The 22,128-nt window shown below is 71.4% G+C and carries 12 protein-coding genes; 10 read left to right on the forward strand and 2 right to left on the reverse strand.

The genetic code is table 11. The features are described 5' to 3' along the window. Positions 1-192 precede the first annotated feature (192 nt). The 10 genes from ABD817_RS24230 to ABD817_RS24275 all read left to right on the forward strand — a co-directional run bounded on the left by ABD817_RS24230 (position 193) and on the right by ABD817_RS24275 (position 20,320). Complete coding sequence (locus ABD817_RS24230) at positions 193-1,731, forward strand: FAD-dependent monooxygenase (RefSeq protein ID WP_344920394.1); 1,539 nt, start codon at positions 193-195, stop codon at positions 1,729-1,731. Positions 1,732-1,855: 124 nt separating this feature from the next. After that, complete coding sequence (locus tag ABD817_RS24235) at positions 1,856-3,259, forward strand: helix-turn-helix domain-containing protein (protein ID WP_344920395.1); 1,404 nt, start codon at positions 1,856-1,858, stop codon at positions 3,257-3,259. Between the two features lie 706 nt (positions 3,260-3,965). After that, the gene (locus ABD817_RS24240) at positions 3,966-7,373 is read left to right on the forward strand and encodes a hypothetical protein (RefSeq protein WP_344920396.1); all 3,408 of its coding nucleotides are present in this window, start codon (positions 3,966-3,968) and stop codon (positions 7,371-7,373) included. Positions 7,374-7,462: 89 nt separating this feature from the next. After that, on the forward strand, positions 7,463-7,627 hold the full coding sequence (locus ABD817_RS24245; protein ID WP_344920397.1) for a hypothetical protein: 165 nt from the start codon (positions 7,463-7,465) through the stop codon (positions 7,625-7,627). Continuing rightward, positions 7,624-10,269, forward strand: coding sequence for a LamG-like jellyroll fold domain-containing protein (locus tag ABD817_RS24250; RefSeq protein ID WP_344920398.1), 2,646 nt, complete (start codon positions 7,624-7,626; stop codon positions 10,267-10,269). Before ABD817_RS24245 ends, ABD817_RS24250 begins: the two co-directional genes overlap by 4 nt. A 27-nt stretch (positions 10,270-10,296) precedes the next feature. Beyond that, complete coding sequence (locus ABD817_RS24255) at positions 10,297-11,601, forward strand: ComEC/Rec2 family competence protein (protein ID WP_344920399.1); 1,305 nt, start codon at positions 10,297-10,299, stop codon at positions 11,599-11,601. Continuing rightward, a complete protein-coding gene (locus ABD817_RS24260; protein WP_344920400.1) occupies positions 11,598-15,875 on the forward strand; it encodes a DUF6603 domain-containing protein in 4,278 nt (1,425 codons plus the stop codon). Before ABD817_RS24255 ends, ABD817_RS24260 begins: the two co-directional genes overlap by 4 nt. Further along, entirely contained in the window at positions 15,868-17,691 is a 1,824-nt protein-coding gene (locus tag ABD817_RS24265; protein WP_344920401.1) for a hypothetical protein, read from the forward strand. The genes ABD817_RS24260 and ABD817_RS24265 overlap by 8 nt, the downstream gene beginning before the upstream one ends. A 203-nt stretch (positions 17,692-17,894) precedes the next feature. Continuing rightward, a complete protein-coding gene (locus ABD817_RS24270; protein WP_344920402.1) occupies positions 17,895-18,473 on the forward strand; it encodes a hypothetical protein in 579 nt (192 codons plus the stop codon). 134 nt (positions 18,474-18,607) lie between these two features. Continuing rightward, positions 18,608-20,320, forward strand: a complete 1,713-nt coding sequence (locus ABD817_RS24275) for a sensor histidine kinase (RefSeq protein ID WP_344920403.1) — start codon at positions 18,608-18,610, stop codon at positions 20,318-20,320. A 195-nt stretch (positions 20,321-20,515) separates the two neighbouring features. On the opposite strand, the gene ABD817_RS24280 is transcribed toward ABD817_RS24275, so the two are convergent. Together ABD817_RS24280 and ABD817_RS24285 are read right to left on the reverse strand one after the other, a co-directional pair. Next, the gene (locus ABD817_RS24280; protein WP_344920404.1) at positions 20,516-21,157 is read right to left on the reverse strand and encodes a response regulator; all 642 of its coding nucleotides are present in this window, start codon (positions 21,155-21,157) and stop codon (positions 20,516-20,518) included. A 165-nt stretch (positions 21,158-21,322) separates the two neighbouring features. Next, positions 21,323-21,787, reverse strand: a complete 465-nt coding sequence (locus ABD817_RS24285) for a nuclear transport factor 2 family protein (RefSeq protein ID WP_344920405.1) — start codon at positions 21,785-21,787, stop codon at positions 21,323-21,325. Positions 21,788-22,128: the final 341 nt, after the last annotated feature.

The following is a 22,128-nucleotide window of genomic DNA, read 5'->3' on the forward strand; positions in this document are numbered from 1 at the left end:
GTAGCATGAGATGGCCGCCGGTGGCCGATGTGCCCGGCGTACGGGCATCGGCCGGACGGGACGGCGGCGAAGGACGGGGGCGCTGGAGCGGCGGCCTGCCGGACCCGGGAGGCCGGATCTCGTCGTGGAGGGAAGGCGGGGGTAGATCAGCGCCGGTTTTCTCCCGGTGGTCGCGCCACGGAGCCGCCTCGCGTGGGATTGGAGACGCTGATGGTGCCGTTCGACACGGATGTGCTGGTTGTTGGTGCCGGTCCGGCGGGCCTGCTGATCGCGGGGGACCTCGCCGCGAGAGGCGTCGCCTGCACGGTCGTGGAGCGGGACAGCCGGTCTTCGAAGCTCAGCCGGGCCTTCGCCGTGCACGCCCGCTCGCTGGAGCAGCTCGACGCCCGGGGCGTCGCCGACGAGCTGATCGACACCGGCGTGATCGTCGAGACGATGCGGCTGTTCAACGGCCTGGACCTCGACCTGTCCCGGCTGCCGTCCCGGTTCCCCTTCCTGCTGTGCACCCCGCAGCACAACGTCGAGCGCGTGCTCGGTGAGCGCGCCACCCGGCTCGGAGTGGAGATCGTGCGCGGTGCCGAGGCGGCCGGGCTGCGCCAGGACGCGGACGGGGTGGACGTCGACGTGTGCGTCGGCGGCGTGACGCGCACCTGGCGCGCGCGGTTCGTCGTGGGCGCCGACGGTGCGCGCAGCGCCGTGAGGGACCTGCTGGGCGTCCCGTTCTCCGGGCGCTGCGCCGTGCAGTCGGTCATGCTGGCCGACGTCCGCCTGGCCGAGAGGCCGGAGCGGGAGCTGGCCCTCGTCGCCAACGAGGCGGGCTTCTCCTACGTCTCCTCCTACGGCGACGGCTGGTACCGAATCATCGCCTGGGACCGGCGGCGGCAGCTTCCCGAGACCGCGCGGATCAACCTTCAGGAGGTGAGCGACGCCACCCGGCGCGTCATGGGCAGTGACTTCGGCATGCACGACGCCCGCTGGCTGTCGAGGGTGCGCGGCGACGAGCGGCAGGTTCTCCGCTACCGTGTCGGCCGGGTGTTCCTGGCCGGTGACGCCGCGCACGTGCACTCGCCGGAGGGCGGGCAGGGCATGAACGCCGGTTTGCAGGACGCGGCCAACCTCGCCTGGAAGCTCGCCGCCGAGGCCCGGGGCTGGGCGCCGGACGGCCTGCTCGACACCTACCACGCCGAGCGGTATCCGATCGGCAGGAAGGTCATGCGGATCAGCAGCACCCTGTTCACCGTCGCCATGGGCTCCAACCGGCGGCTGCGGGCCGCCCGCACCGTGGTGCCGGCCGTCGCGAAGCGGGTCCGCCCTTTCAACCGCTGGCTGGCCGAGACCGTGTCCGGCCTGGGCGTCTCCTACCCCGCCCTTCCGGGAACGCATCGGCTGGCCGGCCGGAGGGTGCCGGACATCCGCCTGGCCGGGGAGCCGAAGAGGCTGTACGAGGCACTGCGGGACGGGCGCTTCGTGCTCTTGGCCCCCGAGGGCGCCTCGGACTCCACGGTCGCCTCGGTGACCGCGGGCGACGCGGCGAGCCCGCAGCACGGGCGGGTGCTCCACGCCGTTCCCGCGAGCGCCGGCCTCCCCGTTCTGCTGATCCGCCCGGACGGGTACATCGCCTGGGCCACCGACGACGGGAACCCCGCCTCCCTCGACGCCGGTCTGCGTACGGCCCTGGCCGCGTGGTGCGCGCTCCGCCCTCCGGCGACAGTTACCGCGAAACCCGTGTGAAACGGTCGGCCGTCACGGCCCCGCAGGCCGGGAAGGGCAGTACGATCTACTGTAATTAACAGTAAACCGTGCGTAAGGAGTGGGACGTGGATCTCATCGTGCCGCCGACGGAACGGCTCTGGTGATGGCCGGTCAAGCAACCATCGGTGACCGCATCCGTGGATTGCGGTTGAGCAGGCACATGTCCCAGGCGCAGTTGGCCGGGCCAGACCTGTCTGACAGTTATGTTTCGCTCATCGAGTCCGGAAAACGAACCCCCACGCCGGTCGTCACACGCCTGCTCGCCGAGCGGCTCGGGTGCGGCATGGAGTTCCTGCTCCACGGGATCGAGCCGCACCAGCGCGTCGACACCGGGCTCGCCCTGCGTCAGGCCGAGCTCGAACTGTGCCACGGGGACCCGGTCGTCGCGGCCGGACTCTTCGCCGACACGGCCGAGGCCGCGAGTGACGACAGCGCCACGCTCGCCGCGCAGGCGCGGTACGGCCGGGCTCGCGCGCTGGAGGCCCAGGGGGACACGGCGGGGGCGGTCGAGGCCTACGAGCGGCTTCGCCAGGAGGTCGCGGCGCATCCCGAGCGCCTCGCCGACCTGCCACTCGCCGTGGCGCTCTGCCGCTGCTACCACCGCGCCGGTGACACGCTACGCGCCCGGGATCTCGGGAGGGAGGCCCTGGCCCAGGCCGACCGGCTCGGGCTCGACCAGGGGGAGCTCGCCCTCGACCTCGCCGCGGTGCTCGCCGAGACGGAGATCGACCTCGCGTACGTCGAGCGCGTGCTGTCCGCCACCTCCCTGCCCGACGCCGTCGACCGCGAGCCGGAGGTTCTCAGCCTGTGGCGGGCCGCCACGGCCGCGGTGGAGGAGGAGGACTCCGCGCTCGCCGCGCGGCTCACGGCGGACGCCATCGCCGCCGGACGGCCCGCGCGGATGGCCGTCCGCTACGTCCGGAGCGCGATGCGCTGGGCGTGGGCCGCCACCGTGCGTCCCGAGGACGCCGACCTCGACCGGGCGGTCGAGTTCGCCGCCTCGGCGGCCGGGATTCTCTCGCGGCTGTCACCCGGGACGATCGAGCACGCCCGCGGCCTGGTCGTGCTCTCTCGCGTGCGGCTGCGCTCCGGCGACGAGGATGCCGCCACCGACCTGGCCGAACAGGCTCTCGGTCTGCTCACCGGGGTACGCGGGACGGTGCCCGCGATGGCGCACGTGGTTCTGGCCGAACTCGCTCTGGCACGCTCCAAAGACGGCGGCCCGGCGCTGGCGAGGGCGCAGGAGCTGCTCGCCGACCCGGTCGCCTCCGTGGCCTCCTTCGTCGACCGGGAGTCCGCCAGGCTCTGGCGCGAGATCGGCGACCTCTGGGGCCGGGCCGGGGCGCCGGAGGAGCAGATGAACGCCTATCGCAGGGCGCTCGAAACCGTGGGGGTCGGCCCGCGTGGGGAGACGCCGCCCGGTCCGGCATGGCGTGAGGTGGTGATCCCGGCGGGTTCGGCGGTTCCAGCGCATCTCGGCGTCTCGCACGAGTCGAGAGCCGGGTGACGTCCTTCCCTTGACCCCCTCTGACCCCCCGACCCTCTGACCCCCCGTGGTTTCCCTTTTCGAAGGAGGGGGGGATGCCCGGAGGAGATCTCCGGGTCTCCGGCCGCGATCACATAGAGGCGCCACGCCGCGTCGTCCGGTCCGCGGGCGGCGGGGCACGGCTGATCGGCCCCCGACCGCTTTCATCGGCCGGGGGCCGTTTCCGTGGCCGAGGGCGTCCCGTGGGCGGACGCACGCCGACAACGCACAGCGATGACGCACGCCGGTGACGCGCGGGCGGAATGCCGTCCCGTCGCGGAGATCTCCGACGTGTTCACGGAGGGGACATGAGGGCTGTTTGTCGACCGCGAACCCGGACCGGGAAACGACGGGTGACGTCGTACGGATAAACGGGGTCACATAAGGGGTGCATAAAGGTTACACCGGTGTTTCGCGTCCCCTTTGGCGGGTTGGCCGACGGAGGGGTGAGCGGCGAATGGCGAATTCGTGAGAATCGGTGACGTGAATTGTAAGCACAGCTCAGAAGGGCCGCAAGAAGTGCTTGAAGGGTGGATTCGACCTTCGGGGAAGGTAGATGAATGAGGCTTCTCGGTAATTGTGGAGAAATTCTCCCCGTGTTACAGCCCTAAAATTCGGTCTTCCCGGAATATCGTGCGTGTCGATATCGTGTGGCGGTCGGTCTGATAGTGGGGCGAAAAGGGGCGTAATGGCTGATGTGCTCGTGGTTCCGGTGCGTCTGGCGGCGCTCTATCTGGAGGACGAGGTCGGAGTTGTCGAACCGGTGGACTTCACCCGGTTGCCGTACGTCGATCCCATCACGAAACGGGATGTCCGGCCAGGCACCCCGTACCTCAGCGAGGAGATCCTCCCGGACCCCTTCGAGGACCAGGACTTCCTGCTCGGGCCCGGAGTGCACCTGCACTGGTCGCTTCCGGACGCGCTGACCCGGCTCGTCCAGGAGGGTGGGAAGACGCGGGTGCCCGCCGTGCCCAACCGGTGGCTGGTGACACGCCGCCGCGACGGGGTGTTGGAACGTTCCTGGGTGGTCGAGAGCGACTACCTGGCCGCGCCGGGCGAGGCGAACGCGGCCGGGGTCGCGTTCCCGACGACCGGCGGCGGCGTCCCGTTCCGCAGGCTCGGCCGGGCCGTGCCCCTTGAGACGTGGCGGCCGGGCCTGCCCGGAGACCGGTTGCCGCAGGTGACGGCGATCGGGCACGGCGATCCCGCCTTCGCGGCCTTCTACCCGGGCTGCTACAGCGTGTTCGGCTTCCAGGACACCGACTTCGCCGGCTCCCGCCCGCCGAGCGGCACCCAGTACGAGGTCGCGGGCTGGTTCTCGGCCGCCGCGCAGGACACCCTCGCCGGTCTGACCACCGGTGCCGGATGGCGGACCGCGCTGAAGGACGGGTTCGGCTGGGGCGTCCCGGACGGCAGCGCCCGCCCGGCGTCCACGGTGTGCTACGCGTCGCTGATCTTCAGACCGGACGGGCGGACCGTCAACCCGCTGCTGCGCGACCGGGAAGGTGGCGTGTTCGTCGGCGCGAGCGCGACCGAGGCGCTCGCCGCCCACCTCGGGACGGTGCTCGACGGGGTCGCCCCCGACGAGGCCGAGAACCTGCTCGAAGCCCTGGCCTACGCCGGCGAACTGGAGGCCAAGCCGCTCGACGTCGGCGCCAAGCTGGCCGAGGAGCGGCACGCCGACGGCTTCCGGCCGCTGCCCTCGGGACAGCTCTGGACGATCCGCCGCGAGGACGCCCCGGGCGTGGACGCCGCCACCCGCCAGCGGCGCGAGGCACTGGCCCTGCCGCGTCAGGCCGGCGACCTGCTCAACCAGCTCAACGTGGCGCAGGAGGACCTCGACCGGGCCGAGGAGGCGCTGGTCGGCACGCGCGAGCAGCTGTTCGCCGACTGGTACAGGTACATGATCTGCGCCTACCCGAACGCGGGCCTGCGCGAGAGCTACCCCGACCCCGACGAGGTGCGCTCCTATCTTGAGTGGCACATCGACCACCTGGACGAGCGGACCAACCTGCTGAGCCGCCCGAGGAACGCCGTCACCTCGGCCCGTACCGCCCTCGAAACCGCTCTGACGACGTACAACACCCAGACGGCGGGGCCGTCGGGCGCGACGTTCGTCCTCGGCACCGTCCCGGCGCCGCACTTCTACCTGCCCGCCGAGCCGGTCGTGCTGCTGACCGGCGAGGTGGCCACGCCCTCCGACCGGCACGGCCAGGACGGCGCGGACAGTCCCGGCGGCCTGCTGCCCTGCCGGGTGCTCTCGGTCGCCGACCCGCGCGACCCCGCGGCGCTCCAGCGGGGGCTGCCCACGCTCGGCCTGCGACCGGACGTCTGGGCGCACAACCCGTGGCACCCGGTGCTCCTGCACTGGGAGGTCGAGTTCCTCGCCACCGGCGGCGGCGACAACCTCGACCCGGACGACTCCGTCTACGCGCCGACGTTCGTCACCGACGCCTACGAGCTCGCCCCCGGTGAGGCGGACCTGCGGACCCGGCCCGGGTACGAGGCCCCGACCCGGGCCGCGAGCGTCTACTCGGGCACCACGGTCCTGTCCCAGAGCGCGAAGCCGGTGATGTCGGCGCGCATCCTGCGGTACCTGGCGGGCACCGTCGTCGCCGCCTACAACGAGGCGAACGGGACGACGGCAGACCCCTCCGACTTCCAGGAGGCCCCCGAAACGATCATCACCTGGTACGCCGCGAACGGAAAGGACGCCCGTCTCAAGACGATCATCTCGATGTACCGGCACCTGGCCGAGAACGAGGGCGGCAACCTCGCCCAGGTGCTCGGCGGCTTCAACGACGCCCTGCTCATGCGGCGGCTCACCCGCCAGCTCCCGATCGCCGACCCGCTCGGCTTCCCCGGCTACCAGAGGTTCGCGGCGGACGTCGCGCGGGCCGTCGGCGAGGACACCCGGCACGCGCCGGAGCCGCTGTCGGGGTTCAACCCGATCCGCGCCGGGGTGATGCGCCTGAACCGGCTGCGGATCGTCGACAACTTCGGGCTGGCCTGCGACGTGGACATCGAGACCGCGACCACCACGACACGGATGCGCGTCCCCGATCGTCCCGGCTGGGCCGCGATGCCGCCGAGGCTGGCCCAGCCGTCCCGGCTGTCGTTCCGCTGGCTGGACTCCGACCACGAGCTGCGCGAGATGAACGACGTGCCGGTGACCTCCCCGGTGTGCGGGTGGCTCGTCCCCGACGACCTGGACGACGGCCTCGCCTTCTACGCCGACGACGGCACCCAGCTCGGCCTGATCACCGCGAGCCCGGAGCCGTCCAACGCGGGGCTGGCCCGCTGGCTGCCCTCTCCCGGCAGTACGGTCACCGGCATCCCGGGGATCGGCAACGCGCACCTGCGGGCGGTGGCCACCCGGATCCAGGCGCTCGGCCCGGACGGGTTCGCGGCGTTCCTGTCGACCCTCGACACGCTGACGGCGGGCGTCGAACCCGAGGACCACAGCCTGGACGTGCTCACCGCCCGGCCGCTGGCCGTGCTGCGGGCCGAACTCGACCTGCAGATCATGGGGCCGCCCGCCGTCCACCAGGACTGGAACGTCTTCCGGCAGGACATGCGGCGCAGCACCCGCGACTCCAACGGCTACCCGGACGTCGCGCTGCCCGTACGGGTCGGCACGGCCGACCGGCTGAACGACGGGCTCATCGGGTACTGGCGCGAGGAGCCCGGCCTGTTCCTCGGCCTCGGCGACTTCCTGCCCGTCACGACGGCGCCGCCGCTGACCGTCGGGATCGACGTGCCGCCGCGCACGCTCACCCTGCTGGCCGACCCCCGGGCCCCGATCCACGTGACGTCCGGCTTCCTGCCCGGCAAGACGGCCACCCTGCCCGCCGAGCAGTACCGCGCCGCGATGGACGCGCTGCGCGTCCCGGAGTTCACCGCGCCCGTGCTCCTGGACGGCGACAGCCTGGCGCTGCCGGTGCCGGACGTCCCCGGGCACCGGTGGAGCTGGCGCGAGCGCACCCCGTCGGCCTGGACCGACCGGCCGCTGGACCCCGTCCACGACGACGCGGGCGCCCCCGCCCTGCCGACGGCCCGAGAGGGCTGGCTGACGCTCGTCCCCGACACCGAGTAGCCCATTCCGGACGCCGAGTCCCGGACACCGAGGCTCGTACGCCGAGTTAAGAACGCCACGTTCAGAACACCGAGTAGAGGAACCCCTTGATGCAGAAAATCAACCTGACGCTGACGCTCCCCGAGGTGAACCAGATCCTCGACGCGCTCGGCGGACTCCCCTACGCCCAGGTCTTCGAACTGGTCGCCACCGTGCAGCAGCAGGCCCAGGGCCAGCTCGGCCTCGCCTCGGTCCCCGAGGAGAGGCACGGATGAGCGACTCCCTGGTCCTGCACTGGCCGCTGGACGCCCTCGCCCCGCAGAAGGCCGTCCTCGACAGCGGTCCCAACCAGCTGACGGGCACCTTCGTCGAGCCGCCCACGGTCGTCACCGACCCGAAGTTCGCCTGCCTGCGCCTGGGCGGCGGCAACCAGTACGCGGTCGTGCCCGCGGGCCAGCCGCTCCTCGGGCTGACCACCTACACCCTCTCGGCGTGGATCAACTGGCCCGGCGGCCAGACCACCGCCGTGTTCGGCAAGCGGTCGCCCAACATCCGGCTGCGCCTGGAGAGCAACGGGCAGCTCGAACACCTCTACGCCCTGAACCGGGGGTTGGACAGCCACCGCTCGGGCGCCGGCTCGATCCCCCCGAACACGTGGAAGCACGTCGCGATCACCAACGACGGCGTGACCGCGCGGATCTTCGTGGACGGCGGGCTCGCGGGGGAGTGGGGCCTGCGCGGCGCGGCGCGGGTGGCCGACCGGGAGGACTTCTGCCTGGGCTGGGGCAACGGCACGTCGGCCTACACCGGGCTGATCGCGCAGTTCCGGGTGTACGACCGGGCGCTGAGCGCCGCGGAGATCCTGCGGGACATGGCCGACGACGAGCCGCCCCTGGAGATGTTCGTCCGGTCGCACCCGCTGGACTTCGCCTTCGTCAACGATGACGACCAGCCGGTGCTGTACATCGACGACGTCAAGCTCCAGACGATGACGCTGCGGCTCACCAACAGCTCGCGCGGCACGGTGGAGGCGATGCCGCTCACCGGCGTGTCCTCCAGCACGTACCACTTCGCGCTGCGCCTGCGGAAGGGGACGCTCGCCACCGGGATCACCCCCACGCTGAACTCCGCCGACTGGGCGATGGTGCCCGAGGCGGACGGCACGGCCCTGTACTTCCAGTGGAAGAACGCCAGGCCGATCCCACCGGACGGCGTCGTCTCGGTCGAGGTGGCGGGCCTCAACGCCGACGGCACGGACGGCACCCACGGCACCCAGGTGGAGCTGGAGTACAAGAACATCAGATACTCCGGCCAGACCATGCCGCTGACCGGCACCCGGGTGCAGTACCTGGACGTGATCAACCACCGGGGCCTGCACAACATCCCGCTGGACATCCGCCTCGTCGGCGGCGACCGGGTGCTCAGCGACGGCACGACGCCCAACAGGCTGAAGCTGCACATCGCCAACACGATGCGCGCGGGCAAGGGCATCCAGCTGCGGAAGGACCTGCCGGTCTCGACGTTCCTGATCTCCTTCGACGCCGAGGCCGACAGCGGCGCCGACGCCGACAAGACGCCCTGGGCGCTCACCAAGGTGGCCGCGGCCGGAGGCGTCGGGTTCTCGGTCACCGGCACCCGCTGGAACGGCAGGAAGCGCCCGGACAAGGTCAGGACGTGGGAGATCACGCCCACCGCCAACACCGTGCTCGCCCCCGGCGAGTACATCGAACTCGAACTCACCAACATCCTCGCGCTGCCCAAACCGGGACACGCCCCCATCCTCGTCGAGTACGAGAACATCCCCGGCTACGCCGACGGCTCGGCGACGGTGACGGTGGACCGCACCCCGCTGCTGTTCACCAGCTCCTCCGCCGGGGTCAACATCGCCGCGGACAAGATCGAGGCGCGGTTCCAGATCGTGCACACCCCGCAGGACGCCAACGGCGACGCGCTGGTGATCGGCCGCAAGTCCGCGCACAACCTGCGGCTGGGCTACGCCAACGAGTACACCTGGATCCAGTCGCACTCCGGGCTCCCGCTGGCGATCAACCCCCTGGGCAACCGCGTCGCCGTGGGCACCACGGGGCCGCTGGAGAGCCGGATGACGATCGGGGAGTCGTCGGGGACGCACCTGCAGCTGCGCCGGGAGACCTCGGCGGGCGCCGTCGGCGAGGTGGTGTACCTGGAGCTCTTCCAGGGGGAGACCTCGGGGGGCGCCGTCACCTACCCCAGCATCCGCTTCCACCACGCCCACAAGTTCTGGAACCGCATCGAGGGCCGCCCCGAGGGGTTCCTGTTCAAGGACGGGCCCGCCCCGGGCAACACGCTCGTCGACATCACCGCCAAGACGGTCATCGGCTCGGGCCTGCGCATCGGCGACGTCACCGCGGGGAACGGCCGCCTCTACGTCGGCGTCAACGGGCCGGGCGACGGCAGGGTGACCGTCAAGAACGCCAACAACCACCTGCAGCTCCGCCGCGACACCGACCAGGGCGCGAGCGGGCAGACGCTGTACCTGGAGCTGTTCCAGCAGGAGACGCCGGGCGCGGCCGTCACGTACCCGACGATCCGCTTCCACCACGCCAGCAAGTTCTGGCACCGGATCGAGGGCCGCCCGGAAGGCATCGCGTTCAAGGACGGCAACATCCCCTCCGAGGACCTCATCGACATCCTCGCCCGGACCCTCGTCGGCCGGAACCTCCGGATCGGCGGCATCACCATCGGCGAAAGCGAACTGCGCATCCTGCAGCGCCTGGCCGCGGGCCAGCTGGAGTTCGACCTCTACAACACCAAGCAGGGCGAGTACGCCTACGCGGCCGACTACGAGCCCCGCGACAACGACCGGCGCTACGTCTACACCTGGCGGCAGAAGAACCGCATCAACCAGGGCCGCTGGCGCATCGACTTCCCCTACTAGAGACCTTCCCTCCCGAGCAGGTGTGACATGCCGAAGAATTCCCGCGACCGCACGGACATCAAGAGCGCGAGCAAGGGCTACGGAAGCGTCTCGACGCGCAGCCAGACCAAGGACGAGCGTGACAAGAAGAAGCAGAGGGAGGCGGAGGAGGCCAGGAAGCGGGCCAAGGCCGTGGCGGCGGCGCGCGCCAAGGAGATAGCGGACCGGCCCGCCGCCAAGGCCGGGACCAGGAACGACGTCAACTTCCACGCCGCGTTCATCCAGATGGGCCAGGGCGACTGCACGATCATGTGTACCCCCGAGGGCCGGATCGTGATGGTCGACTGCGGCTCCGACTCGTACCGCGAGGTGATCACGGACGACGAGGACCTGCCGGACGCCGGCGAGGACGAGGACGAGGACGAGGAGAAGGAGACGGCGGGAGACCGGGAGGCCCTGCGGCGGATCATCAGCGGGACCCTGAACCACGCGAAGTTCCTCAAGAGCAGCAACACCGTGGACCTGCTGATCCTCACCCATCCCGACGCCGACCACTACAACAAGCTCTCGGCCGTCATGGACGACAGCGTCGAGTTCCTGAAGGTCTACCACAGCAAGCCACGGGCCGCCTACGCCAAGGGTTCCACCAGCGCCTGGATCCTGAACCACGCCGCCGACGAGCGCCTCATCTTCGAGGTGGACCACCACGAGAACGGCGGCGACCAGGTGATCGAGCTCAACGGCGAGACCGTCCCAGAGCCGGACGAGGACGAGGACCCGCCCGAGGGCGGCGTGCTCGACGGCGACGGCGGCATCCTGATCCTCGACGAGCCGAACTGCAAGATCTCGCTGCTGTCGGGCAACGTGAACACGATCGCCCACAAGGACCACAGCACGCCCGCGAACCGGGGCAGCCTGGTGGTGCTCATCGAGCTGTTCGGCAAGAAGAAGCTGCTGATGTCCGGGGACGCCACCCTCAACACCGAACAGTACGTGGTGGACTACCACGCCGACCGGATCAAGGGCGTCGACCTGGCGACCGCCAGCCATCACGCCAGCGACAACACCTCCTCCCTGCCCGCGTACGTGAGGGCGGTCCAGCCCAAACAGCTCCTGGTGAGCGCGGGCAAGCAGATCAGGATGCACCACCTGCCCTCCGAGGCCGTCCTGGACCGGTACAAGGACGTGATGAAGAAGGCGGAGAAGATCCCCGAGCACACCCTGTACTTCTGGTCCAAGGGCAAGCTCAACAGCTACTTCCCCGAGTCGGAGAAGACCACGCTGCCCATCTACATCACCGGTTCGCGCGGCACCTGGCAGTACTCGATCCTCGCCAAGGACAACACGAAATGACGCCTGACCAGCTCAAAGCCGCCCTGCGTGCCGGGGGCGCCGCCCTGGACCTGGACGTCGCGGCGCTCGGCTCGGCCCTGCTGTCCGCCCACCTCGGGGAACGGTTCACCCTCGGCGCCGTCACCGGGCGCACCGAGCTCGCGAACGGCATGACCGTGACGGGCACCGGCGCGAGCGGCCCGTTCACCGGCCTCGCGGTGACCGCCACGTTCACCGCCGACGGCTCGGCGGTCACCGCCGACATCACCGGGACCGGCGACGAGACCTGGACGTTCGTCACCGCCTACCCCGTGCTCAAGGCCACCCTCTTCGAGACGCTCCGGTTCCGGCGCCCGGTGCTCCACCTGACCCCGTCCGGGCTCGCCTTCACCGGCACGCTGATCATCACCACCCCGATGGCGCCGTTGGACCTGATGATGCCCGGCGCGGTCCACGCGGTGACCGGCGAGATCGAGATGGTCACCGAGATCGAAGGGCTGGGCCTGGACATCACGCCCGTCCCGGACATCGTGCTGTACGGGCCCGAAGGCCACACCCTCGACCTCGGGCTGGTGACCCTCACCGGCCTGCGGTACGAGATCTTCGCCGACCCGTGGCTGAACTACGCGACCGGCGACATGGACCCGCGCGGCCGGGTGGCGCTGACCGGTGCCATCCCGTTCACCGCGTCGGGCACGACGCACCAGGTGCTCATCGGCGCCGACATCATGGGCTGGGGCGAGAGCCTCGTGCTCAAGGCCGACCTCGGCGAGCTGGGCGAGGCCGCCTTCGAGGAGATCGTCGCCTTCCTCGGGCAGGACTCGCTGGACATCCCGGTCGACCTCGAGGTCACCGCCCCGGTGGTGCCCCGCGACCTGACCGTCCGGGTCACGCCGAAGGCCACCCGGATGGTCTCCCACGTCTCGCTGACCCTGCAGACGTCGCACGAGTGGGATCTCGACCTGTTCGTCGTGCAGGCCGTGGACCTCACCTTCCGGGTGGACGACCCGCTCGGCGACGCCCGCGTCACCGTCGCGGTGGCCGGCCTGTTCGGGATCGGCGAGCACGGCACCCTGGAGATCACCGCGGGGGCCGGCGACAGCCTCGCGCTCGGCGGCGCCCTGCGCGAGGGCGACCCGCCGCTGAACATCCGCGAGGTCTGGCAGGAGTTCACGAACGAGACCGGTGCGACCCACCTGCCCGACCTCAAGGTCGAGCACTTCGACCTGTCGGTGCGGCTTCCGTCGGGGGCGATTCCGCTGACAGCCTCGGGCGTGCTGGAGGTGGACGGGCAGTGGGAGATCGTCGAAGGCGTGATGCTGGAGGATCTGAGGTTCGCCTTCGACATCCAGGACGACATCACGTTCGCCTCTTCGGCGGCGCTGCTGGTCTCCTCCGTCGGCGTGTACGTCTCGGCGACCTACGACGCCGTCAAAGGCTGGGAGTTCGAGGGCGGCAGCAGGCCGGGCCAGCAGCTGCCGATCGGCGAGATGATCGACTCGCTGTCGGCGCGGTTCGGCGCGCCGCCGCTGCCCGCGCCGCTGGCCGGGCTCACCGTGCACGACCTGGCGGCCTCCTTCGCGACCAAGCCGGTGCGGTTCCTCTTCACGGCCGGCATGCGCTTCCCGATCGACACGACCGAGGTGGACCTGGCCGTCGCGATCGACACGCGGGCCGGCACGTACGACGGGGCGATCGCGGTCCTGGTGAGACCCGGACTGGAACTGGACTTCGGGGTGCACTTCGCCCAGCAGGCCGGCGCGAACCGGTTCGCGGCCACCTACCGGCGGGGCGGCACCGCACCCACGGTCAGGGAACTGGTCGCGGCGCTGGTGCCCTCGGCGGCGGCGGACGTCCCGGACGACATCGTGGTGGGCGTCGACGACGCGCTGCTCGCCGTCGAGGGCGACACCCACGTCTTCGAGGTCGATCTCACCGCGAAGGTGGACCTGTCCAAGCTGCCCGTCGTCGGGCCGAGGCTGACCGGGGACCAGGTCGTCGGGTTCGACCCGCTGCGCATCCTGGCCACCACCGGGACGCTCACCCCCGAGCAGGTCACCGCGCTGAACGCGATCCTGCCGCCGGACGCGGCGAAGCTGGAGTCCAAGGAGTATCCCCCGGGGTTCGCCTTCAGCGGGCACCTGCGGCTCGGGCCGCTGGAGCGGGCCGTCACGCTGCCCGTCGGCACGCCACCCCAGGTCACGCCGACGCAGGCCAAGACCGCCGACGACGTGCTGTGGTACAAGGCGCAGACCGACTTCGGGCCGGTCCACGTCGAACGGGTGGGGCTGGCCTACGAGCACGTGCCGGACCGGCCCGCGCGGCTGGCCGTGCTGGTGGACGCGTCGATCTCGGCGGGCGGGCTCACGCTGGCCTGCGACGGGCTGTCGGCGGGCGTGTCGCTCTCCAACCCGACCGCGCTGCCGACGTTCGACCTGGCCGGGCTCGCCGTCTCCTACAGCGGCGGACCCGTCAAGGTCAGCGGGGCGTTCCTGAAGAACACCGTGACGTACGAGGGCAAGAGCCTGCCCGCCTACAGCGGCAAGGCCGTCATCGAGACCGACGCGTTCACCGTCGGCGCGCTCGGCTCCTACATGCAGCTGCCCGAGGGGCCGTCGCTGTTCGTGTACGCCTTCCTGGACTACCCGATCGGCGGGCCCGCGTTCTTCTTCGTCGAGGGCATCGCGGCCGGGTTCGGCTACAACCGGAGGATCGTCGCACCGCCGGTCGAGAAGATCGCCGACTTCCCGCTGGTGGCCGAGGCCGTCGGCGCGGTCCTGCCGGGCACGCTCGCGACCGAGCTGTCCCGCCTGGAGGACGACCTGCCGCCCTCACCCGGCGACTTCTTCCTCGCGGCGGGAATCCACTTCACCTCGTTCAAGATGATCGACTCCTTCCTGCTGGTGACCGCCCAGTTCGGGCACCGGTTCGAGATGAACGTGCTGGGCCTGTCGACCCTGGTCCTGCCGGTGGCGGACGCGGCGCAGGCGGGGGTCACGCCCATCGCGGAGATCCAGCTCGCCCTGAAGGCGACGTTCGCGCCGGAGGACGGCTACTTCTCGCTGCTGGCGCAGCTCACGTCCAACTCCTACCTGCTGTCGCGGGCCTGCCGCCTCACGGGCGGGTTCGCGTTCGTCACCTGGTTCGGCGAGGAGCACCAGGGCGACTTCGTGCTCAGCGTCGGCGGCTACCACCCGAACTTCACCGTGCCCGCCCACTACCCGGCCGTCCCGCGCCTGGGGTTCTCCTGGCAGGTCACACCGCAGCTCAGCATGAAGGGCTCGGCCTACTACGCGCTCACCCCGGGCGCGCTGATGGCCGGGGCGGCGCTCAGCGCCGTCTACGAGGACGGGTCGCTACGGGCCTGGTTCGACGCGGCGGTGGACTTCCTCATCGCCTGGCAGCCCTACCACTACGAGGCCGGGCTGCACATCGCCGTCGGGGCCTCCTACACGTTCACCTTCCTGGGCACCCACACGATCACCGCGCACGTCGGCACCGACGTGCGGTTCTGGGGGCCGGAGTTCGGCGGGACGGCGACGATCGACCTGGACGTCATCTCCTTCACGATCTCGTTCGGGTCCTCGTCCGGCGCGTCGGCCGAACCCGTCCCGTGGAGCCGGTTCAGGACGGCGCAACTGCCCAAGACCACCGATGGCGTCACGGTCGTGCTGCGCGGCGGCTCGCCGAAGGACTCCTCGGGCACCCACCTGGGCACGGTCAGCCCGGCAGAGCTGGAACTGCTCGTCGACTCGGCCGTGCCCGCCACCTCGGCCACGTCCGCGGGGACCGCGCTGGCCACGACCGGGGCCGCGCCGTTCGGGATCGCGCCGGTGGGGGCCGCCCCCGGCACGTTCACCTCGACCCAGACGATCACGATCACCCGCGGCAAGGACACGGCGAACTCCGCCTTCCGCTTCGACCCGGTCGGCAAGAGCCTGCCCGCGGCGCTGTGGGGCGACCAGCTCACCCCGTCGCTGGGCAAGCCCGCGCTGCGCGACAACCTGCTCACCGGGTACGTCATCCGGCCGAACCCGCCACGGGAACCGGCGACCACCCAGAGCCTCCCGCTGTCGAGGCTGAAGGCCGCCACGTCCCTGTCCAGCGACCCGGCCTTCTCCTGGACGGCGCTGCCGGCGTTCAGACGGGCCACCGGCCAGGCGCTGAACCTCGCGGCCGGGGCACAGGCCCGCTCGGCCATCGCCGGCAAACTCCTGCCCGACCTGCGCGTCGACCTGAACGGGCTGGGCGCGACCGACTTCCTCCAGGCCCCCGAGGTGGGCTCGTATGGCTGACGACCTGACCTTCCTGGCGTACCGGCGGCCGTCCCTGCCGCTGGGCGACTACACGATCAAGGCGACGCAGGAACTGCGGAGCGTCGCCCCGGCCACCAGGGTGGAAACCACCTCCTTCGAGACGACCCGGTCGTTCAGCGTGTCCGGGGACCGCTTCACGCTGCCGCCCGAGACGGTGCGGTCGGTGTTCCCGCCGGACGGCGGCCTCGGCGAGCACTCCGCCGTGCTGCCCCACGTGGTGCTCGACCGGGCGACGCTGCCGTGGGAACGGAGCGCGTACGGTGCCTCCGCGACGGCACCGCCCTGGCTCGCCCTGCTGGTGTTCAGCGGGGACGAGCAGCCACCGCGGAAGACCGTCACGCTCGGGACGCTCGCCTCAGGCGGGGCCTTCATCCCGGCGCCGACCCTGGAACGGGGGCAGAACGCGACCGACCCGGTGAACGTGATCGACGTGCCGCGCTCCCTGCTGGTCTCGATCATGCCGAGCCTGGACGACCTGGGACGGCTCGCGCACGTACGCCGGGCCGGCGAGGAGAGCGCGGTCGTCATCGCGAACCGGCTGCCCGCCCCGGGGGTCTCCTCGACCGTCCACCTGGTCTCGATCGAGGGACGCTACGGCGACTCGGGGTTCGGGGCGGGACCCGACACGCCCGGCGCGCTGGTGCGCCTGGTGACGCTGGCCAGCTGGCGGTTCGCCTGCGTGTCGAAGGAGCTCACGTTCCCCTACCTGGTCCGGGCGCTGGCCCACGGGGGGCGGCCCTTCCGGCTGCCCGACAGCGGGGTGCCCGAGGCCGAGCCGTTCCTGCGGCAGGGGTACGTGCCGGTCGCGCACACGCTGCGGCAGGGCGGGCGGACGGCGTCCTGGTACCGGGGGCCGTTCGTCACCGGCGACTCCTCCGCCGACACGCGCTTCGGCGTCCGCACCCCGGACGAACTGCTGCGCTACCACCCGTCGGCCGGGATGCTCGACATCGGCTACGCCGCGGCCTGGCAGCTCGGACGGCTGCTCACGCTCCAGCACACCACGGTGGCCAGGAGCGTCTACACCTGGAAGCGGCGGCGGGCGATGGCCGACGGGCGCGACGAGCCGTCCGGCCACCCGCTGGAGATCGCCGACATCGACGACACGATGCCCGACGACGTGAAGTCCTTCCTCGACGACCTCGCGCGGTTGCGCGGGGTGCCCTACCGGTATCTCGTGCCGGACGAGCGGCTGCTGCCCGTCGAGACGATCAGGTTCCTCCAGCTCGACCCGCGCTGGATCGCCCACCTGCTGGACGGGGCGACGAGCGTCGGGCGGGTCACCAGGGCCGACGCCGACCGGGACCGGCTGCGGCCGCCACCGGTGGACACCTCGAAGATCACCGGGGCGCTGATCCGCTCCGACCTCGTGCCGGGCTACCCGGGGCTGCTCATCGACGGGTACGCCTCGGCCGACGAGAGCGCGCCGCTGCCGCTGCTGCGGCTCGAACGGCTCTCCCCGACGGTCCTGCTCTGCCTGTTCAAAGGTGTCCTGGGCCGCCTCGACCTGCGCCAGCCCCCGGAGGAACAGCATTTCGGCGTGGAGCCACCGCCGCAGGGCCCGGCCGCGGGCCGGTTCGGCAAGACCCTCCGGGCCGCCGACGGCTCACCGGGCCCGTCGGTCCCGCCCCAGACGCTCGGCGCGTCCGGAACGGTGCCCGTCACGGCCCTGGCGAACGCGATGGCGACGGCCCTGGGCGTGTCCCCGGTGTCCCTCTCCACCTTCGACTCGGCCGCCTTCGCCCGTCAGATGATCGAAACCGCCGAACGCGTCACGTTCCTCCGTACCCCCTGACCGCTCGCTGTCCGCTGTCCGTCGCATGGCGCACGCCGCACGCCGCGTGCGTGCGTCGTGCGTCCGCCGGCGAGGGCCGAAAGTCCTTTGGCGCGGGGGCTTCCGGGCCGAGGGGGCGAGCCGTACGGCACTGCCGCGAGAGCCCGGAAAACGATGTGCTTGAACCACAGCAGGAGAGCGCGTCGCAACCAAGGAGAGCGGTCATGGCGGTCACCAGGGGCACCAAGGGGTATCAGCGCAACGATCACACCGATGCCGGCGGGGTCCCCGTGGACGCCCGTCCGGCCGGAACCGGACCCTGGCCCGCCGCCTACGTCTGGGCGGTCGCCCGGATCGGCCTCGGCTGGATCTTCCTGTGGGCCTTCCTGGACAAGACGTTCGGCTGGGGGTTCGCCACCCCCGCGGAGCGCGCCTGGATCGCGGGCGGCAGCCCGACCACCGGCTTCCTGAAGGGAGCCGGTGAGAACGCGCTCGGCGGGATCTTCGGCGGCCTGGCCGGGCAGGCGTGGGTCGACTGGCTGTTCATGATCGGCCTGCTGGGCGTCGGCACGGCCCTCGTCCTCGGCGTCGGCATGCGGATCGCCGCCGTCGCCGGAGGTCTGATGCTGCTGCTCATGTGGGCCGCCGCGCTCCCGCTGGACACCAACCCGTTCCTCGACGACCACCTGATCTACGCCGCCGTACTGGCCGGGCTGGCCCTGACGAACGCGGGTGACACCCTCGGCGCGGGCGCGCCGTGGGCTCGCACCCCGCTGGTGCGGCGTCTGCCGATCCTGAGGTGAGCGACGGGCACGTACGCGAGAACCCACCCCGGCCGGGGTGGGTTCTCGCGTACGAGGGCCACGGCGCTGGTGACCACACGCCGAGTGCCACCGGGAGGTGGGGGGTCGCGCGCGCCGGTGGCAGACTCGGGAGCATGGCAAAGGGCGAGCCGGGGCCATTGATCCCGAACATGAGGCTGGACGAGCTGCTGGAGGAGCTGCGGGAGCGCCTGGAGGCGGTGCTCGCCACCCGCGACCGGGTGCACGCGCTGCTGGACGCGGTGGTCGCGGTGGGCAGTGACCTGGACCTGGGGACCATGCTGCGCCGGATCGTGGAGACCGCCACCACCCTCGTCGACGCCACCTACGGCGCGCTGGGCGTGGCCGGGGATCACAGCACGCTCGTCCAGTTCGTCCCGGTGGGGCTGAGCGAGGAGGAGATCGCCAAGATCGAGCACTGGCCGCGCGGGCTCGGTCTGCTCGGTCTGCTGATCAAGGAGCCGCAGACGCTGCGGCTGGCCCGGATCACCGACCATCCGGCGTCCTACGGCTTCCCGCCGGGGCACCCGCCGATGGGGTCGTTCCTGGGGGTGCCGGTCCGGGTGCGCGAGGAGGTGTTCGGAAACCTTTACCTCACCGAGAAGCGCGGGGGAGGGGAGTTCGACGAGGAGGACGAGGCGATCGTGACCGCGCTGGCCACCGCGGCCGGCGTCGCCATCGAGAACGCCCGCCTGTACGAGGAGACGCGCCGCAGGGAGATGTGGCTGCAGGCCTCGGCGGAGGTCACCACCAGCCTGCTGTCGGGCGCCGAACCCGACCGGGTGCTCACGCTGATCGCGCGGCGGGCGCGGCAGATGGTCGGGGCCGACATCGCGGTGGTCCTGCTGCCGGACGAGACCGGCCGGGTCCTGGGGGCGGTCGTCGCCGACGGCACGAACCACGAGCGGGTGGCCGACGCGAGGGCCCCGGTCGCCGGGTCCCTGGCGGGCATGGCGTTCACCGGCGGCGAGCCGCTCATGGTCACCGACGCGGCCGAGGCCGAGATCCCGATCGTGATCGCCGAGTACGCCTCGCTCGGCCCGGTGGCGGCGGTGCCGATCGGCGCGGCGGGAGGCGTGCGGGGCGTGCTGTCACTGGGCAAGCGCCAGGGCCGCGTCCCGTTCAACCAGGCGGAGTTGCGCACCCTGCACTCCTTCGCCGGGCAGGCCGCGATCGCCCTGGAGCTGGCGGAGGGGCGGATGGACGCCGAGCGGCTGGGCCTGCTGGAAGACCGCGACCGGATCGCCAAGGACCTGCACGACGTGGTGATCCAGCGGCTGTTCGCGGTGGCCATGACGCTGATGAGCACGGTACGGCTCGTCGAGCGGCCCGAGGCGTCCGAGCGGCTGCGCAACGCGATCGACGAGCTGGACGGCACCATCCGGCAGATCCGCTCGACCATCTTCGCCCTGCAGACTCCCGGCGACGGCGACGACGGTCTGCGCGCCCAGATCGTGACCCTGGTGGAGGGATCGCGCGGTCACCTCGGCTTCATGCCGGGCCTGACCATGGAGGGACGGCTGGACAGCGGGGTTCCGCAGGCGATCGCCGAGCACCTGCCGGCGGTGCTGCGTGAGGCGCTGTCCAACGTGGTGCGGCACGCCAGGGCCTCCAGGGTGGAGGTGTCGGTGGAACTCGGCGAGGAGCGGCTCGTCCTCGTCGTGACGGACGACGGCGTCGGCCTTCCCACCGGCGGCAGGCGCAGCGGGCTGCGCAACCTCCAGGAGCGGGCCGAGGACCTCGGCGGGTTCCTCGCCACCGAGACACCGGAGCGGGGCGGCACCCGGCTGGTGTGGAGCGTCCCGCTCGACCAGGAAGGCGATGACTAGGAAGGCGACGGCCGAGACGGTGACGACCGGAACGGCGACGACTGGAACGGTGACAGGGCCGGGACGGTGACGACCGGAACAGCGACGGCCGGGACGGTAATGGCCGGGACGGTGACGAGTCAGGACGGTGAGGGCCGGGACGGCGGGGGTTCGCGGGACGCCGGGTGAGCCCCGCCGGGCGCGGCCGAGGTTCCGTCAGCTCCGCCTGCGGGCCTTCAACCGCGCCGACAGGGCCGCCGCCTGGGTGCGGCGCTCCATGCTGAGCTTGGACAGCATGGTGGAGACGTAGTTCTTGACGGTCTTCTCGGCCAGATGCATCCGCTCGCCGATCTGCCGGTTGGTCAGGCCCTCGCCGATCAGTTCCAGGATGTGCCGCTCCTGGTCCGTCAGCGCCTCCAGGGGGTCCTTGCGGGCGGCCTGTTCGCGCAGCCGTGCCAGCATGGCCGAGGTCGTCTGCGGGTCCAGCAGCGACTGGCCGCCCGCCACCGTACGCACGGCGCCGACCAGGTCCGAGCCGTGGATCTGCTTGAGCACGTAGCCGGACGCGCCCGCCATCACCGCGTTGAACAGGGCGTCGTCGTCGGCGAAGGAGGTGAGCATCAGGCAGGCCAGATCCGGCACCTTGGAGCGGACCTCCCGGCACACGTCCACCCCGCTGCCGTCGGGCAGGCGTACGTCCAGGACGGCGACGTCCGGCCGCAGCGCCGGGATGCGGGCCACCGCCGACTCCGCGGTCCCCGCCTCGCCGATCACCTCGATGTCGCCCTCGGACTCCAGCAGCGCGGCCACGCCCCGCCGTACCACTTCGTGATCGTCGACCAGGAACACGCGAATCATGTCTCGAACGTTAGTCCCCTCGCGACCTCGCAGGTAGGGACCAAGGTCCTTCGTGCCGCCGGGTCGTACGGGCCGGGGCGTGCCGGACGCGGCGGCCGGTGATCTCGGCGGCGGGGGATCGTGACGCGGAGCTCGCGGATCCTGCCCACGGCCCGTGAGCGTTCCCTAGAAGCCCAGGTCGCTCAGTCCCGGATGGTCGTCCGGGCGGCGCCCCAGGGGCCAGTGATATTTGCGATCCTCCTCCCGGATCGGCAGGTCGTTGATGGACGCGTGCCTGGTGCGCATCAGTCCCTCCTCGTCGAACTCCCAGTTCTCGTTGCCGTAGGAGCGGAACCAGTTGCCGGAGTCGTCGTGGCACTCGTAGGCGAAACGTACGGCGATGCGGTTCCCGTCGAAGGCCCACAGTTCCTTGATGAGCCGGTAGTCCAGCTCCCTGGTCCACTTGCGCCGGAGGAACGCGATGATCGCGTCCCGCCCGTCGACGAACTCCGCGCGGTTCCTCCAGTGGGAGTCCGGGGTGTAGACCTGGGCCACCGTCTCCGGGTCGCGGGTGTTCCAGCCGTCCTCCGCCAGCCGTACCTTCTGGAGGGCGGTGTCGAGGGTGAAGGGCGGGACCGGCGGACGTGTCATGTCACCATCTCCATTGTCGTGCTTCGCGCGATGGAGGCACCTGAAGCGACGCGTGCCTCCATTTCCGGAAAAATTCGGAAAATTCCAGATAAGGCCGTACCGCAGTGGGTCGTTCCGGATGCGGGGGTCGCCGCCGCCCGATCCGGCGTGGCCGCCTTCGTGCACGGTACGGAACCCGCGGTTCGCGTACGGATTCCGCCGCGCGTGTCCGGTGGTTTCTTGGTGCCTCGGTGCCCTTCCCATGGACGGTCGCGGGCCGGACGCGGACGTGCGTCCCGGGTCGGGGAGACCCCGCGCGGGGAGTCGTCCGGGCCGTTCGTCGCCGTCCCGGTAAGGTTAGG

Source organism: Streptosporangium oxazolinicum, from assembly GCF_039537505.1.
Lineage (GTDB): Bacteria > Actinomycetota > Actinomycetes > Streptosporangiales > Streptosporangiaceae > Streptosporangium > Streptosporangium oxazolinicum.